The organism is Nevskia sp. (genome assembly GCF_023266035.1).
In the GTDB taxonomy this organism is placed as follows: domain Bacteria; phylum Pseudomonadota; class Gammaproteobacteria; order Nevskiales; family Nevskiaceae; genus Nevskia.
The window spans coordinates 1-14,295 of sequence record NZ_JAHFRY010000042.1; the positions used below are offsets into that span (position 1 = coordinate 1).

The window sequence follows — 14,295 nt, forward strand, 5'->3', positions numbered from 1 at the left end:
ACCAGCCACGGCGCCTACAAGTTCACCCGTCCGCCGACTGGTGACGTGCTGGCGATCAGCCAGGTCAAGGCGATCCACGCCCGCATTCCGAACACCCATCTGGTTATGCATGGCTCGTCGAGCGTGCCGCAGGAGTGGCTGGAAATCATTCGTCAGTACGGCGGCAACATCAAGGAAACCTACGGCGTGCCGGTCGAGGAAATCGTCGAGGGCATCAAGCACGGCGTGCGCAAGATCAACATCGACACCGACATCCGTCTGGCGATGACCGGCGCGATCCGCCGCGGCCTCGGCCAGAAGCCGGAAGAGTTCGATCCGCGCTACTTCCTGAAGCTGGCCACGGCAGCCGCGAAGGACATCTGCAAGCTGCGCTTCGATGCCTTCGAAAGCTCGGGCAAGGCTTCGAAGATCAAGGTCATCGGCATGGATGCGATGGCCACGCGTTACGTGAAGGGCGAGCTGAACGCTGTCGTTCACTAAGCTTCGTCGCTGATTGAACAGCCGCCCGGTTGCGATGCAGCCGGGCGGCTTTTTTTGTGGTGAGCGCCCTCCCGCTGCGGCTAGTCCCTTGCCCTGTTACAGGAGGAGTTTCAGGGGGCAAGCACTGTCTCGAATTCGTGACAGCACCGTAAAGGGCCGACCCGCTACTTCAGAATAAATTCACGAAAACAAAGGCTTGTCGCCTATCCTGAGGGCCCCACCTCACGGCACGCTTTCTGCCTTTCACCGCCATGCTGCTGACTGCCCCGCGACTGCTGCTCGCCATGTCCCTGATCGCTGCGGGTGCTGCGCGGCCGGTGATCGCGGCGGCGCACGTGGCTCGCCCACCGCTGTCTCCACTCGCCCAGTCCTGCCAGGGTTGCCATCAACCAGCCGTCAATGCCGCGACGATGCCGGCGCTGAGCGGCTACCCCTCCGCACGAATTGCCGCGAGCCTGCGTGCCGCCCGCGACCAGCCCGAGCCGGGTTCGATCATGGCCCGCTTCGCGCAGCACCTGAGCAATGCCGAGATCGATTCCCTGGCCGCCGAACTGGGCAAGCCTGGGAAAGCAGGCGCGCGGCCATGAGCCTGTCGCGTCGACAACTGCTGCAGACCGCGTTGGCCGCGACCCTGTTGCCCGTCACAGGGCCAGCGTCCGCAGCCCGACGCAAGGCCAGGATCATCGTCATCGGTGCCGGTTTCGGTGGCGCCACCTGCGCGAAGACGCTACGGCTGCTGTCGCCAACCAGCGACGTGCTGCTGATCGACGCGCGCGCGTCCTGGTGCACCGGCCCATTCACCAATCTGGCGCTGACCGGGCTGCGCAGCGTCGCCAGCATCACCCGCCATACCACCGACATCGGCCGCGCCCACGGCGTGCGCACCCTGATCGATGAAGTCACCGGCATCGATCCGGTCAGCCGCACGGTAACCACGGCGGGCGGCAAGCAGCTGGTCGCCGACCGCATCGTGCTGTCACCGGGCATCGCGATGCGCTGGGGCGTGATCGCAGGCCTGAGCGCGGAACTCAGCGGCTCGATGCCGCACGCCTGGCTCGGCGATAGCCAGGTGCAGTCGCTGCGCGAGCGCATCGACGCCGTTCCCGATGGCGGCACCATCCTGATCGGCGCGCCACCCAATCCCTATCGCTGCCCGCCCGGCCCCTACGAGCGCGCCAGCCTGATCGCCGAACATCTGCTGAAAACCGGGCGAGCGCGCACCAAGATCCTGATTGCCGACGCCAAGGACGACTTCACCAAACGGCCGCTGTTTCTCGCCGAATGGGACGAGCGCTACGGCGCGATGATCGAATGGATACCGCGCGCCAAAGGCGGCGAAGTGGCCCGAGTCGATACCACCACCGGCGACGTCTGGCTGCGCGACGCCACTACGCCGATCGCCACCCACCTCGCTACCATCGTCCCGCCGCAGCAGGCCGCAGCCATTGCCGGCCGCGCCGGGCTGGTCGATGAATCGGGCTGGTGCCCGGTCAATCCACAGAGCTTCGAATCAAGCCTGCACGCCGGCATCCACGTGCTCGGCGATGCCGCGATTGCCGCGCCGATGCCGAAATCGGCGTTCGCCGCAAACAGTCAGGCCAAGCTCTGCGCTGCGGCGATAGCGGCCGCCCTCGATGGTCGTCCTGCACCCGATGCCCGCATGATCAACACCTGTTACAGCCTGGTCGCCGAGGACGCAGCGATCTCGGTTTCCGGTTTCTATTCCGCCGCCAGCGGCCGTATCGCAGTCGTCTCGGAAGGGGTCAGTCCCTTGACTGCTCCGGACGGTCTGCGCCGGCGCGAAGCGGCTCAAGCCCGTGACTGGTATGAAAGCATTTCGACTGACAGCTTCGGCAAATCCGCGTAACCGCGTCGAAGCGCTGCGCAGCAATGATCCGGCCGGGATTGGCTGGCATCGCTGGCTGCTGATCTTCGGTGCCTCGGCATACGGCATCTATCTGGGCTTCGATACCGGCTACATCCCGCTGCTGCTGTTCGGCGATCCGACCAAGCTGACCCTGGCCGTCGGCGTGCTCTATCTGATCGCCACGACCTATGTCGGCATCCAGGCCTGGGAGCTGTCGCGCCAGTACGACATCCTGCTCGACCACGTGGCCGGCCGGCCCACGCCGGAACATTCCTGGACCACGGATTTCGTCGCCGAGCGACGCGGCCTGAGCAGCACCGAAGTGACGGCGCTCGGCGATCTGCTGCACGAGCGGATCAAGGGCCGTACCGAACTAGGCTGGTTCTCGGCCGGCCTGCACATCAAGCTCGGCCTGCTCGGCACAGTGATCGGCTTCGTGATCATGCTCGGCTCGCTCGGCAGCGCCGGCGATCTGCAGGCGCAGGGCCTGGATTCGCTGATCCGCGGCATGGGTGTCGGCATGCGGGTGTCGCTCTATCACACGATTGCCGGCCTGATCGGCTCGATGATGATCGGCATCCAGATGCTGGCCATCGACCGCTCGGCCGATCGCCTGTTCGCGTTGATCATCACCCTGCCCGACGCCGACGCGGCGCGCTGAATCCACGCCAGGCAAACCGATGGCCTCCCGCCGTTCCAGCAACCGCCAGCACTACGAGGTGGATCCGTTCACGGATCTGCTGTTCAACGTGCTGATGGGTTTCACGATGCTGCTGTTCATGATGCTGATCAACCTCAACCCGCCGTCGAAGAAGACCGGCGTGGTCGACACCAAGGCCGAGTTCATCGTCACCACCACCTGGCCGGATGGCTCGGAGGACGACATCGATACCTGGGTCGAAGGCGGCGATGGCGAGGTCGTCTGGTTCCGCCATCCGGACGCCGGCCTGATGCATCTGGATCGCGATGATCGCGGCATCTCCAACGACACCATCACCGTCAATGGCCAGAAGATCATCAACCCGCTGAACCAGGAAGTGGTGACCTTGCGTGGCAAGACGCCTGGCGAATACACGGTCAACATCAACAACTACAAATCGATCTCGAAAGGCCCGGTGCCGGTGCAGGTCAACGTCGTCAAGGTCAATCCGGTGCTGCGGGTCATCTACTACGACACCATCATGCTGACCCGCCAGGGCGAGGAAAAGACCGCCGTGCGTTTCACCGTGACGCCGGACGGCAATGTCGTCAACGTCAACACGCTGCAGAAATCGCTGGTCAAGTCGCGCGACTGACATCCACTAGAAAAATACCCACTCATGTCCAACGGACTCGTGCTGCTGTCGATGCTGTACTTCCTGGTCGCCCTGCTGGCGCTAACCCTGCTGATTCGCACCCGGCTGTCACCGCGCCTGAAAACGGTGCTGATCATCGCTTTCATCGGCATGGCGATGTTGAGCCAGCGCGGCTGGAAGCAGATGGCCGGCTGGCCGACAGGCAGCCCGCTGCCGGACCGTTTCCTGTATCACGCGGCCAGCGTCCGCGAACCGAATGCAGCGACCGGCGATCCGGGCCTGATCCACATCTGGGCCACCGAGCTGACGCCGGACGGCCCGGCCGCCGAGCCGCGTGCCTACGTGTTGCCGTACGCCGCGGAAGACCAGAAGCAGATCCAGGATGCCCGCGAGCGCCAGCGCCAGCAGGGCCTGCCGCAGATCGGCCGCAAGGGCGGCGCCCGCAATCAATCCAACGTGGTGTCGGATGCCAAGCGCAGCGCCGGCGCCCTGCCCAGCTTCACGCTCGGCGATTTGCCCGATCCGGCGCTGCCGGAAAAGTGAGGCCTGCGATGAACGTCGCCTGCCGAATCACGATGGCGTTTGCAGCGGCAGCTGCCTTGCTGGCCGGCTGCAGCAAAGGCCCATCGCCGCTCTACTTCCCACTCGACAAGGGCCGCAGCTGGACCTACGAACTGATCGAGGCGAATCCGCTGGGCACCAAGACCGAGCGCTTCGAGATGAGCAATGGCGGCCGTCGCGAGCGCAACGGCGAAACCTACTATCTGCGCCGCAACAGTCTCGGCAGCGAGTACTGGCTGAAACTGGACGAGAAGAACATCGTCCGCACCGGCCTGCGCACCACCGTCGAGTTCGAGCCGCGCGACGATGCCGTGCCGCGCACCGTGATGCCGATCGCGCCGAAGCTCGGCGACAGCTGGGAAAGCCCCAGCCAGCCGTTCATCCTGGAACGCGCCGTACCTTTCCGCGAACGCTTCCTGCATCACGATTCGGTGCGCTTCACGCTGCTGATGACGGTGACTTCCGTCAGCGAAGAAGTGACGGTGGCCGCGGGCACCTTCAGGAACTGTCTCAAGGTCGAAGGCGATGCACCGATCAACGTGCTGGCTGATCCTCGCCTTGGCGCTTCGGAAGTCGTGGTGCGCCACACCGAGTGGTACGCGCCCGGCGTCGGGCTGATCAAGCTCAAGCGCGAGGAGCCGCTGGAAACCACACAGATCGTCGGTGGCGAAGTGACGATGGAGTTGCTGGACTATCACGACTGATCGTCGGCGCCGCGCCTGACCGGCAGTGGACTGCTACGGTGCCGACATGAAAACGAGACGATGCTTCGCGTTCGCCGCCGGCTTCCTGCTGCTGACCTCCGTTGCCGCGCAACCGCTGTTGCTGCAGGACGCCAGGCCAGCGGTTATTCCGTTTCTGCTCGAAGGCGCCAACATCGTCGTCGATGTCGAACTGGTGCCCGGCCGCAGGTTGCCGTTCGTCTTCGACAGCGGACTCTCGAACGGCAACCTCGTCACGCAGGAAGTCGCCAAGACGCTGGGCTTGAAGGCCATTGCCAGTCCCGGCTCGAAACAGGGCGTCAACGACGCCAGTGGCGATCACAACGCGGCCACGCTGACCACTGTGCCGAGCATCCGCATCGGTGGTGCAAGCTTGAGCAAGCAGGTCTTCGCAATCGTCGCCATTCCCGAACAGGTCACCCAGCGGCCGGGCAAGACCGCGCTGGCCGGCTTCATCGGCGCACCGCTGCTGGAAAACGCGGTGCTGTGCATCGACTACGAACATCAGCGGATGCAGCGCTGGGCGCGCCGAGATTTCGACGGCCGTGGTCTGACGTCGGTACCGATGACGCTCAATCACGGGCTGCCGACCATCGTCGTCGACATCGATGGCCGCAAGGCTCGGCTGATCGTCGATTCCGGCAACAACGGTGCCGTGGTCGTCTATCCGGCTTTCGCGGCCAAGCATGATTTCCGCAAACGCTATCCCGATCTGGTCGCCCATTCCGGTAACGATGGCAGCGGGCAGGATTTCGAAGTACTCAATGGCGAAGCCAAGATCGTCGCGATCAGCCCGGAAGCCAGCTTCCAGCTGGCACCGCTGACCGTGATGCCCCAGGGCATGGACCCCGCATGGGGCATCGACGGCATGGTCGGCTTCGAGGTGCTTTCGCGGCTGAATCCCTGCCTGGATCGCGACGGTCAGCGCTTCCTGTTCAGGGCCGAATAGAACCCGTTCGTGAGCGCTACTTCGAGGGATGCGGCAAAGGTACCGTTGCCGACAGGCCGAGCGCTTTCGACTCGGCGGCCTTCCAGCGTCCCAGCTTCACGGTGACCGGCACTTCGGCATCAAGCAGCTGCAGCTTCTGCTCGGACTCGAACAGCGGCTCGGTCTTGTAGCTGGTCTCTTCGGTGCTGGCGGTCACGGCGGCATCACTGCCTTTCCGGCGCAGCATCGTCGAGGCGTAGTCCGGATTCTCGGGACTGATCGAGGGCTCCGCAGGCCGCGCACGAACGCTCAGATCAAGCGCTGAAGCTTTCGCTTTCTGCTTCGAGGCCTTTCTTTTTTGGGCTTTCGGCTGCACTGCCGGCTTGCTCGCGGCTTCTGCTGCGGGCGTGGCGGCTCTTGCGGTGGCACCCGGGTAAAGCAGCAGGCCCGCTGCAACGACAGCACAAAGCGTAATCCCGATCTTGATCAGCATCGGTGATTTCATCTTCTGCCTCCAAGCCAAACTGCCATCAAGGGTGACTTGTTTGCTGCAGCCTGCGCACCGGGCAGGACTGCAACAATTTCACCACCGTACCTCCGGCAATGCAACGGCAGCGCTGGTTCGATCCGTTGTCCACAAAAAAGCCCGGCATCGAATCACGATGCCGGGCCGTCGTATCAAGCGCGCTGAGATCAGCCGCGCATCTTCACGTCCGCCCAGTTCGGGCTGAGGCTGGCAGTGGCGCTGGGGCGAGCATCGATACGCTTGAACCAGGCAGCGATGTTGGCGTTCGATGGGTCGAGCGGCTGGCCCACGTCCTTCGCGAAATCGAGGCAGCAGTACAGGATGATGTCGACCAGGCGCAGCTGCTTGCCGGCGATGAAATCACGGCCGGCGATCAGGCCGTCGAGCTTCTTCAGCCAGCTCTGTGCCGACACTTTCATGTCCGGCGCCGCTGCCGGAATGCAATGCACCCGGTCCTTGAACAGGCCGAGGCCTTCGGAGTAGCGGAACGCGTTGTAGATGTACTCGGTGATGTTCAACTCGACCCGGCGCTGCCACTGGCGGGCCTCGGCGCGCTCCTGGGCGTTGCTGCCGATCAGCGCCGGCGTCGGATGCTTTTCTTCGAGGTATTCGCAGATCACCACGGTCTCGCCGAGCACCGAACCGTCATCGAGCTCCAGCGATGGCGTCTGGCCGCCCGGATTCTTGTCGGTGTACGGCGGCTTGCGATTTTCGCCGCCGAGCATGTCGATGTCGGTAGCCGGGATGCTCAGGCCCTTTTCGGCCATGAACATGCGCACGATGCGCGGATTCGGGCCGAAGGAATTGATCAGCTTCATGGGTGCTTTCTCCTCGTTCTTGTGGGTGTTGATGCGACAGGCCGACAGCTTGGCCAAACAGCGTTACGAAAATAAGTGGGCTTATGCATTTTGCTGTCGGCGATTGTCGATTCAACATCTATAGGGTTCGCCCGCAGGCTTCAGTCCGGCAGGCCGAAGGTGACCACGGCATCACCCTGGCGATAACCCCAGATCGCGCTGCCGCCGGCAGCGACGGTCACGTAAGGCTTGCCATCGATCACGTAGGCGATCGGTGGCGCGTTGACGCCAGCGCCGCAGTTGAACTGCCAAAGACGCTTGCCTGAGGCTGAATCGAAGGCCGAAAGGTTGCCGTCGCCCTCGCCGGTGAACACCACCCCGCCCTGCAGTGCCAGCACGCCGCCAATCAAGGGCTGCGGCGTTTGGGTGGTCCAGGCGAGCTTGCCATCGCGTTTCAGATCGATCGCTGCCAGCACGCCCCAGCGTTCGCCCTGCGAGGGCTCGGCGGCGTAGTACGGCACGGCCGGTTTGTCGCCTTCGGCGGGAATCTCCTTGACCGAATATTGCGTTGGCCAATGCATCGCCGCGACGAAGGCCAGCTGGCGCGAAACATCGAGCGCGGCCGGTGACCAGTTGACGCCACCGCCAATGCCGGGCGCGATGCTGATGCCTTCCGGGGTCGGCTGCGCAAACAGATTGCGCTGCGGCACGAAGGCTTCGGACTTGTACAGCAGCCGGCCGCTGCTGCGCTCGTGGACGAACATCCAGCCGGTCTTGGAGGCCTGTGCCACCGCTTCGACCTTGGCGCCCTTGACGGTAGCTTCGAACAACACCGGCGGCGAGGTCACGTCGTAGCCCCAGAGATCGTGCGGCACCTGCTGCCAGTACCATTTCGGCGCACCCGTGCGGCCGTCGATGGCGACCAGACTCGAGGTGTAGAGGTTGTCGCCGGGCCGGCCGTCGCCATTCATCTGCGGACTGGGATTGCCGACGCCGAAGTACAGCCAGCCGGTCTTCAGATCCAGCGCCGGCGTCGAGTAGATCGAGCCGCCACCGAACTGCCAGGCATTGCGATGCTTTTCCGCTCCAGCCCGTTCGGCCGCGATATTGCGGTTCAGCGGCAGGCCATCGGGCGTGGCATCGCGAAACTCGCCTTCCCAGCCGCCCTCTTCCGGATGGCGGATGGTGTCGAACTTCCACTGCAGCGCGCCGGTGTTGACGTCGAACGCCGCCAGAAAGCCGATGCCGCCGAACTGGCCCGGCAGGCCGACCACGGCGCCGAGCGGTGCACCGGCGCGCGGGCTGTCCAGATGCAGGCCATAACCCAAGCCGGTGACGCCGACGATCACTCGATCTTCGAACACCAGCGGCGCGCTGGCGATGCCGACACCGGAGGCGCCGGAAACCTTGGCGTCCTTCAGTCGGTCATCGGCGTTCAGGCTGTTACGGCTTTCCTCGGCAGCTTCGGGATGGGCAACCTCGACATCCCAGAGCAGCTTGCCGGTGGCGGCATCGAGCGCGATCAGGCGGGCATCGACGGTGCCGACGAAGATCTTGCCCTTGGCAAAGGCGACGCCGCGATTGGCGGGGCCGCAGCAGATCCGCTCAACGCGCTTCTTGTGCTCGTAGCGCCACAGCTCCTGGCCGGTCCTGGCATCGAGCGCGACGACATGCGAGTTCGGCAGCGACACATACATGCGGCCGTCGATGACCAGCGGTGTCGCCTGGAAAGTGCCAATGACGCCGCTCTGGTAGATCCACTTCGGCACCAGCTTGCCGACCGTCTTCGGATTGATCGCGGTGATTGGCGCCAGACGATGATTGGCACTGTCGAGCCCGTAGACCGGCCATTCGACAGTGCGGGCATCGGCAGCCAACACGCCGCCGGATACCACGGCGCCGAGTGCGATGGCGCTCAAGCAGCGAATCGCGAATCCCGGAAAACCATGGCTCATTGCGGTCTCGATTTCGGAACAGTCGGCAAGGTTTCGAGTTCGTAGGCGGGGTACAGATGCGCTACCGAGCGCTCGTATTCGGCATGCAACTCCGCCAGCCGCTGGAAGCGCTCGGGGATCGCCAATTGCAACACTTCCGGCATGTCGAGACCACGGCGGGCGGCCCCTTGCAGGCTGTCCCTCAACCATTGCAGATAGTCGCGGGTCTGGGCGATGCCGGCGTGATCACGCAGCACAGGGCCGTGGCCCGGCACCATGCGCTTGAAGTCGAGCGCGTCGATCGCATCGAGCGTCTTCAACCAATGCGGGATATCGGCATTCGGCGTGGTCAGGGTGCGCTGGAAGAACACCAGATCGCCGGTGAACAGCGTCTTGCTGGCCTCATCGAAAACCATCAGATCGGCATCGGTATGGCCCAGCCCGGGGATCAGCCGCAGGCGCCGGCCAGCGACGGTCACCTCGCCGCTCTTCGCTTCCATCGTCGGCGGGCGCAGTTCGGTGTCGCGCATCGCATCACCGACCAGGCGATACAGATTCGACAGCAGGCTGTCGCCGTTGCGGGTCAGGCCTTGCGTGGTGCCCGGCAACGCCGCGATCGGCACTCCCGGATAAGCCTGACTGCCGAGCACGTGATCGGGATGCGCATGGGTCAGATAGATCTGCGTGACCGGCAGCTTGCCGAGTTTGGCAATCGCCGCGCGCTGCTGTTCGCCGTAGGCTTTCGACGGCCCGGTATCGATGACGATGACGCCGTCGCGGCCGATGATGAAACCGGTATTGACGATGTTGCCGCCATTCTCGCGGCTGAAGTTCTCGGTCTTGCCGACCAACACCTGCACGCCGTCGGCAACGGCCTGCGGCTTGAGCTGGTAGTCGTAGGCCGTTGCCGCGAAGGCCGGCAGCACGAGTACCGCAAGCAGCGCGGCACGCAAGCGGCGGCGCTTCAAGGCTTGATCTCGGCCGAGAACTTGTTGCCCTGGATGTCGCCGCCGGAGACGCGCACCGGGCCGCTGCCTTTCAGATCGAAGCTGAATACCGGGTTCTCCGAAATCGGCTCGTAGCTGTGCACGCGCGCCAGCGCCTCACCTTTCGCGTCGCTGAGCAGGATGCGGTCGATGTAGAACGCCGGGATGCCATTGGCAAGGCCGGTGTCCATCGGGTGAATCAGCCGCAGGCGCAGGCGCTGGGTCTTGGTCTCGGCGTTCGGCCAGAGCCGGCCGCTGACTTCGTTGAGCCGCGTCTGCCAGACCGGATCGCCGCTGCCATAGCTCGGCGTGGTGCAGCCGCCGCCAGCAGCGCTGAGCCAGACGCCGCCGATGTGCCAGACGCCGTCCTTGGTACGCGCCGCGGCGCGGATCGGCGTCGACTGTTCGACCTTGAAGCGAAAGGCGAGATCGGGCGAAGCCTGCAGCGGCTCGTAGCTGATGATCTTCTGGATCGGATTCAGATCGGCGACGACGACGATTTCATCGACCCCATCCAGACCCTCGGCGCTGACTTGCACCGGCACATCGAGCGGGTTCTCGGCGTTGGCCGGAGCGATGACCTTGACCCGGTCATCGAACACCACTTTCTGATCCTTGAAATAGCGACCGTAGATCGTGCCCCAGGCCGGCGACTTCAGTGGATCAGGCGGTGGCTCCAACGCCAGCGCGGCCGATACCACGCCCGCCTGGCCAAGCACGAAGACAGCAATCCGGAGGATGCGCATGGCCGTCATCTGTCAGTCCGCTCGTCTAGCGCAGCCCTGGTGTCACGTAATCGATGCCGTAACGCGCATAGATCGCTTTCAGCTCGCCGCTCTCGATCAGCTTCGACATAGCGTCGGCGAGCGCGGCGCCCAGTTTCGGGCTGTCCTTCTTGACCGCGATGCCGAGTTCCCAGGCACTGCGGAAAATGCCCTGGAACTGGATCGGCTGCGGCGTTGCCAGATTCGCCTTGGCACCGTGGGCGAACATCAGACCCTGCAGTTCGCCTTTGGGCGCCACTACCGCATCGAGCTTGCCTTCGGTGTATGCCTGCACGCAGGCATCCAGTGTCGTGTAGCGGGTCACCGAAGTGTTCAAAACTCCGGACTCGAAGTTGGTCAGATACTGATCCGAGATCGAACCGATTTCGACGCCGACCCGCTTGCCCTTGAGGTCGCCGATCGTCGAGTACGACTTGAATTTTTTCGTATCGAACGACAGCGCCACGGCTTCACGGTAATAGACGCCGAAGATCGACACCTGACTCTGGCGCGCGACGTACTGCGGATCGGCACCAACGTGCAGCATCACATCACCGACGCTGCCGCCGACGATGGTGCCGCGCCACAGGTTGTTGCGCAGGTCGTCGTCAAGATCGTCACCGGGAATGAAGGTGCGGAACGTGGCATTGACGCCCACCGCCGCCGCCAGCGCCTTGCCCATGTCGACATCGACACCGGCGAAGGCACCGTTCTTCTCGTATGAATACGGCGGGTAATCGCGATAGACGATGAATTCCAGTGAACCCTTCTGCCTGGCGATATCGAGACGATCCGGTGCGTCGTCATCGGCGTGGACGACACCGATCAGGGACGACGCCAGGATTGCCAGCGCTGCGATCAGCCCGGTGATGCGGCTCATCCTCATTCGTCGCTGTGCACGCTGACGATGTAGCTGCGGATCGCCCAGATCGCTTCTTCCTTGAACACGTCCTTGAACGACGGCATGTAGGTGACGCCGTTGCGGATCGCGCCGCTCATGACCTTGCCCTTGAAGTATTCATCGGTGGCGGCGTCAGTCGGCAGCAGGCGCAAATCGGGCGCGATACCACCCGATACGGCCCCGAGGCCGTGGCAGCGAGCGCAGTTCTGACCATAGGCCGAGGTGCCGATCTTGATCGCTTCGGCATTGCCGGCGTAGGGGTTCTTGTTGGTCGATTCCTTCAACGGCGGCAGCTTGGAAACATCGACCGCCTGCGGGATGACATCACCGTGCGCGCGAGCTTCGCTGGAAACGAAGGACAGGGAGACAACGCCGACGAAGCCGGCGATCGAAGCAGCAACAGCGAGATTGAAACGAGTGCGATTCATCATGGATTCCGGGAACTGGCAGATGGAAAGGAAATCGGCAGAGCGAATTCGATTCGAAGTGGATTTGAGATGGGGATGAGAGTGAGATCGCGAGAATCAGAGAAGGAGCCCTGAGCACCGGGCTCCTTCTTCGTTCCGCTTGTGTTCTAGACCGCTTGGTCCTTACGGACTTACTTGAGCAACAGCTGCCTTGCCCGACTTGTGCAGCTTGAAGACCCAGAACGAGCCACCCTGGCTGATGTCCTTGACCTTCTTCGCCACTTCGCCGCCCCAGAGCGGAACCGCACCGCCCCAGCCCGACGCGACGCCGATGTACTGCTCGCCGTCCATTTCCCAGGTCGTCGGCTGGCCGACCACGCCCGAACCGGTCTGGAACTTCCAGAGTTCCTTGCCCGTCTTGGCGTCAAATGCCTTCAGGAAGCCTTCCGGCGTGCCGGTGAACACCAGGTTGCCAGCAGTGGTCATCACACCACCCCAGAGCGGCGCCGGGTTCTTGTATTCCCAGACGATCTTGCCGGTGGCCGGATCCATGGCGCGCAAGGCGCCGATGTAGTCGTCATACAAGGGCTTGATGGTGAAGCCGGCACCGAGGAAAGCCGCACCCTTCTTGTAGGTGATCGGCTCGTTCCAGATGTCCATGCCCCACTCGTTGGCCGGCACATAGAACAGGCCGGTCTGGCCCGAGTACGCCATCGGCATCCAGTTCTTGGCACCCAGGAAAGCCGGCGCGGCGAACACCGCGCTGCCCTTCTCGCCCTTGCCCGGATCGCCCGGGCGGTTGTTCGACTCGATCGGACGGCCGGTCTTCAGGTCGACACCCGAGGCCCAGGTCTGCTTGGTGACGAATGGGCTGGCGCTGAGCAGCTTGCCGTTCTCGCGGTTCAGCACGTAGAAGAAACCGTTGCGATCGGCCTTGGCGCCGGCCTTCACGGTCTTGCCATCCTTCTTCATGTCGAAGCTGATGAACTCGTTGACGCCGTCGAAATCCCAGCTGTCATTCGGCGTGCTCTGGTAGCTCCATTCGATCTTGCCGGTATCGGCGTTGATCGCCAGTGTGGACGTCGAATAGAGGTTGTCACCCGGGCGGCTGTAGGAGTTCCACGGTGCCGGGTTGCCGGTGCCGCAGTAGATCTGGTTGGTATCCGCGCCGTAGGTGCAGCCGAGCCAGGTGGCAGCGCCGCCGGTCTTCCAGAGATCGCCCGGCCAAGTGGCGTTGAGCTTGCCCGAGATGCCGTTTTCCTTGCCGTTCAGGTAGCCCATGTGACCTTCGACGGTCGGACGCGACCAGACCATCTTGCCGGTCTTCGCATCACGCGCTTCGATGCGGCCGACAACGCCGAACTCGCCGCCGGAAACGCCCGTGATCAGCTTGCCCTTCACGATCAGCGGCGCTGCGGTATACGAGTAGCCGCCCTTGAAATCGTCGATGGTTTCGGTCCAGACAACCTTGCCGGTATCGGCATTGAGCGCCACCAGCTTGGCGTCCAGCGTGCCGAAGATCACCAGGTTGTCGTACAGCGCGGCGCCGCGATTGACGACGTCGCAGCAAGGCACGATGCCTTCCGGCAGGCGGTGTTCGTACACCCAGATCTTCTGGCCGGTCTTCTGGTCCAGCGCCCAGATGCGCGAGTAGGAACCGGTGATGAAGATCTTGCCGTCGTTGACCAGGGCCTGGGTTTCCTGGCCGCGCTGCTTCTCACCGCCCATCGAGAACGACCAGGCTGGTACCAGATCGTCGATGTTGTCGCTGTTGATCTTGGTCGAACTGCTGAAGCGCTGACCGCTGTAGCCCATGCCGACGGTGAGCACGTCATTCGGCGTGTTCTGATCGTTGGCGATCATGGCGTCAGTGACCGATGCGGCGACCGCCGCCGTGGCGCTGGCGGCCAGCACCATGCCGATCAGGGCGCGACAGCAGCCCCGAACAGCGCTGGTTCCTGTTGAATTACGGACCATTGTGATTTCTCCTCAAAGCTAATAGTTGTATACAGATGTGACATCCCTAGCGGTGCCATCGGCGCGCCCCGAAGCACGATCAGTGCCAGCTCTTTCGCCGCAGTGCAGCAATTCCGAAGACCGTCGCCGGGGCTTCGAAGCGATCGTAAA

General features: G+C 63.6%; 16 protein-coding genes. 8 read left to right on the plus strand and 8 right to left on the minus strand.

Features of this window, described 5'->3' with window-relative positions:
• The 8 genes from Q0D45_RS08385 to Q0D45_RS08420 all read left to right on the plus strand — a co-directional run.
• Positions 1-480 (plus strand): class II fructose-bisphosphate aldolase (locus tag Q0D45_RS08385; protein ID WP_293391167.1); only part of this gene is annotated, 480 nt, incomplete at its 5' end.
• A 251-nt stretch (positions 481-731) separates the two neighbouring features.
• Complete coding sequence (locus Q0D45_RS08390) at positions 732-1,067, plus strand: hypothetical protein (RefSeq protein WP_293391169.1); 336 nt, start codon at positions 732-734, stop codon at positions 1,065-1,067.
• Positions 1,064-2,347: an NAD(P)/FAD-dependent oxidoreductase gene (locus Q0D45_RS08395; protein ID WP_293391171.1), complete on the plus strand. Its 1,284-nt coding sequence runs from the start codon at positions 1,064-1,066 to the stop codon at positions 2,345-2,347. Before Q0D45_RS08390 ends, Q0D45_RS08395 begins: the two co-directional genes overlap by 4 nt.
• A complete protein-coding gene (locus Q0D45_RS08400; RefSeq protein ID WP_293391173.1) occupies positions 2,307-3,008 on the plus strand; it encodes a MotA/TolQ/ExbB proton channel family protein in 702 nt (233 codons plus the stop codon). Before Q0D45_RS08395 ends, Q0D45_RS08400 begins: the two co-directional genes overlap by 41 nt.
• A gap of 19 nt (positions 3,009-3,027) precedes the next feature.
• The gene (locus Q0D45_RS08405; RefSeq protein ID WP_293391175.1) at positions 3,028-3,642 is read left to right on the plus strand and encodes a hypothetical protein; all 615 of its coding nucleotides are present in this window, start codon (positions 3,028-3,030) and stop codon (positions 3,640-3,642) included.
• A gap of 24 nt (positions 3,643-3,666) precedes the next feature.
• Positions 3,667-4,185 (plus strand): hypothetical protein, encoded by a 519-nt coding sequence (locus Q0D45_RS08410; protein WP_293391177.1) that lies wholly within the window; start codon positions 3,667-3,669, stop codon positions 4,183-4,185.
• Positions 4,186-4,193: 8 nt separating this feature from the next.
• Positions 4,194-4,907, plus strand: a complete 714-nt coding sequence (locus Q0D45_RS08415) for a hypothetical protein (RefSeq protein WP_293391180.1) — start codon at positions 4,194-4,196, stop codon at positions 4,905-4,907.
• Between the two features lie 46 nt (positions 4,908-4,953).
• The gene (locus Q0D45_RS08420; protein WP_293391183.1) at positions 4,954-5,874 is read left to right on the plus strand and encodes a retropepsin-like aspartic protease; all 921 of its coding nucleotides are present in this window, start codon (positions 4,954-4,956) and stop codon (positions 5,872-5,874) included.
• 16 nt (positions 5,875-5,890) lie between these two features.
• Here Q0D45_RS08420 and Q0D45_RS08425 read toward each other — a convergent pair whose 3' ends face one another.
• The 8 genes from Q0D45_RS08425 to Q0D45_RS08460 form a co-directional block, all read right to left on the minus strand.
• Positions 5,891-6,358: a hypothetical protein gene (locus Q0D45_RS08425; RefSeq protein WP_293391186.1), complete on the minus strand. Its 468-nt coding sequence runs from the start codon at positions 6,356-6,358 to the stop codon at positions 5,891-5,893.
• Between the two features lie 188 nt (positions 6,359-6,546).
• Positions 6,547-7,197, minus strand: coding sequence for a glutathione S-transferase family protein (locus tag Q0D45_RS08430; RefSeq protein WP_293391189.1), 651 nt, complete (start codon positions 7,195-7,197; stop codon positions 6,547-6,549).
• A 140-nt stretch (positions 7,198-7,337) separates the two neighbouring features.
• Positions 7,338-9,095 carry a PQQ-binding-like beta-propeller repeat protein gene (locus Q0D45_RS08435; protein WP_293391192.1) on the minus strand — a complete coding sequence of 586 codons (1,758 nt, stop codon included), beginning with the start codon at positions 9,093-9,095 and terminating at the stop codon, positions 7,338-7,340.
• A 32-nt stretch (positions 9,096-9,127) separates the two neighbouring features.
• Entirely contained in the window at positions 9,128-10,078 is a 951-nt protein-coding gene (locus tag Q0D45_RS08440; protein ID WP_293391195.1) for a quinoprotein relay system zinc metallohydrolase 1, read from the minus strand.
• Positions 10,075-10,851 carry a quinoprotein dehydrogenase-associated SoxYZ-like carrier gene (locus Q0D45_RS08445; protein WP_293391198.1) on the minus strand — a complete coding sequence of 259 codons (777 nt, stop codon included), beginning with the start codon at positions 10,849-10,851 and terminating at the stop codon, positions 10,075-10,077. The genes Q0D45_RS08440 and Q0D45_RS08445 overlap by 4 nt, the downstream gene beginning before the upstream one ends.
• A gap of 16 nt (positions 10,852-10,867) precedes the next feature.
• Entirely contained in the window at positions 10,868-11,740 is an 873-nt protein-coding gene (locus tag Q0D45_RS08450; protein WP_293391201.1) for a transporter substrate-binding domain-containing protein, read from the minus strand.
• Positions 11,741-11,742: 2 nt separating this feature from the next.
• Positions 11,743-12,189 (minus strand): cytochrome c-550 PedF, encoded by a 447-nt coding sequence (gene pedF / locus Q0D45_RS08455; RefSeq protein ID WP_293391204.1) that lies wholly within the window; start codon positions 12,187-12,189, stop codon positions 11,743-11,745.
• A gap of 162 nt (positions 12,190-12,351) precedes the next feature.
• Positions 12,352-14,145, minus strand: a complete 1,794-nt coding sequence (locus tag Q0D45_RS08460; protein WP_293391207.1) for a PQQ-dependent methanol/ethanol family dehydrogenase — start codon at positions 14,143-14,145, stop codon at positions 12,352-12,354.
• Positions 14,146-14,295: the final 150 nt, after the last annotated feature.

What these genes read in the sequence shown, in the direction of transcription:
- Q0D45_RS08390 (WP_293391169.1), top strand. Translation starts at nt 732, where the DNA reads ATGCTGCTGACTGCCCCGCGACTGCTGCTCGCCATGTCCCTGATCGCT.
- Q0D45_RS08395 (WP_293391171.1), top strand. Translation starts at nt 1,064, where the DNA reads ATGAGCCTGTCGCGTCGACAACTGCTGCAGACCGCGTTGGCCGCGACC.
- Q0D45_RS08400 (WP_293391173.1), top strand. Translation starts at nt 2,307, where the DNA reads ATGAAAGCATTTCGACTGACAGCTTCGGCAAATCCGCGTAACCGCGTC.
- Q0D45_RS08405 (WP_293391175.1), top strand. Translation starts at nt 3,028, where the DNA reads ATGGCCTCCCGCCGTTCCAGCAACCGCCAGCACTACGAGGTGGATCCG.
- Q0D45_RS08410 (WP_293391177.1), top strand. Translation starts at nt 3,667, where the DNA reads ATGTCCAACGGACTCGTGCTGCTGTCGATGCTGTACTTCCTGGTCGCC.
- Q0D45_RS08415 (WP_293391180.1), top strand. Translation starts at nt 4,194, where the DNA reads ATGAACGTCGCCTGCCGAATCACGATGGCGTTTGCAGCGGCAGCTGCC.
- Q0D45_RS08420 (WP_293391183.1), top strand. Translation starts at nt 4,954, where the DNA reads ATGAAAACGAGACGATGCTTCGCGTTCGCCGCCGGCTTCCTGCTGCTG.
- Q0D45_RS08425 (WP_293391186.1), bottom strand. Translation starts at nt 6,358, where the DNA reads ATGAAATCACCGATGCTGATCAAGATCGGGATTACGCTTTGTGCTGTC.
- Q0D45_RS08430 (WP_293391189.1), bottom strand. Translation starts at nt 7,197, where the DNA reads ATGAAGCTGATCAATTCCTTCGGCCCGAATCCGCGCATCGTGCGCATG.
- Q0D45_RS08445 (WP_293391198.1), bottom strand. Translation starts at nt 10,851, where the DNA reads ATGACGGCCATGCGCATCCTCCGGATTGCTGTCTTCGTGCTTGGCCAG.
- Q0D45_RS08450 (WP_293391201.1), bottom strand. Translation starts at nt 11,740, where the DNA reads ATGAGCCGCATCACCGGGCTGATCGCAGCGCTGGCAATCCTGGCGTCG.
- pedF (WP_293391204.1), bottom strand. Translation starts at nt 12,189, where the DNA reads ATGAATCGCACTCGTTTCAATCTCGCTGTTGCTGCTTCGATCGCCGGC.
- Q0D45_RS08460 (WP_293391207.1), bottom strand. Translation starts at nt 14,145, where the DNA reads ATGGTCCGTAATTCAACAGGAACCAGCGCTGTTCGGGGCTGCTGTCGC.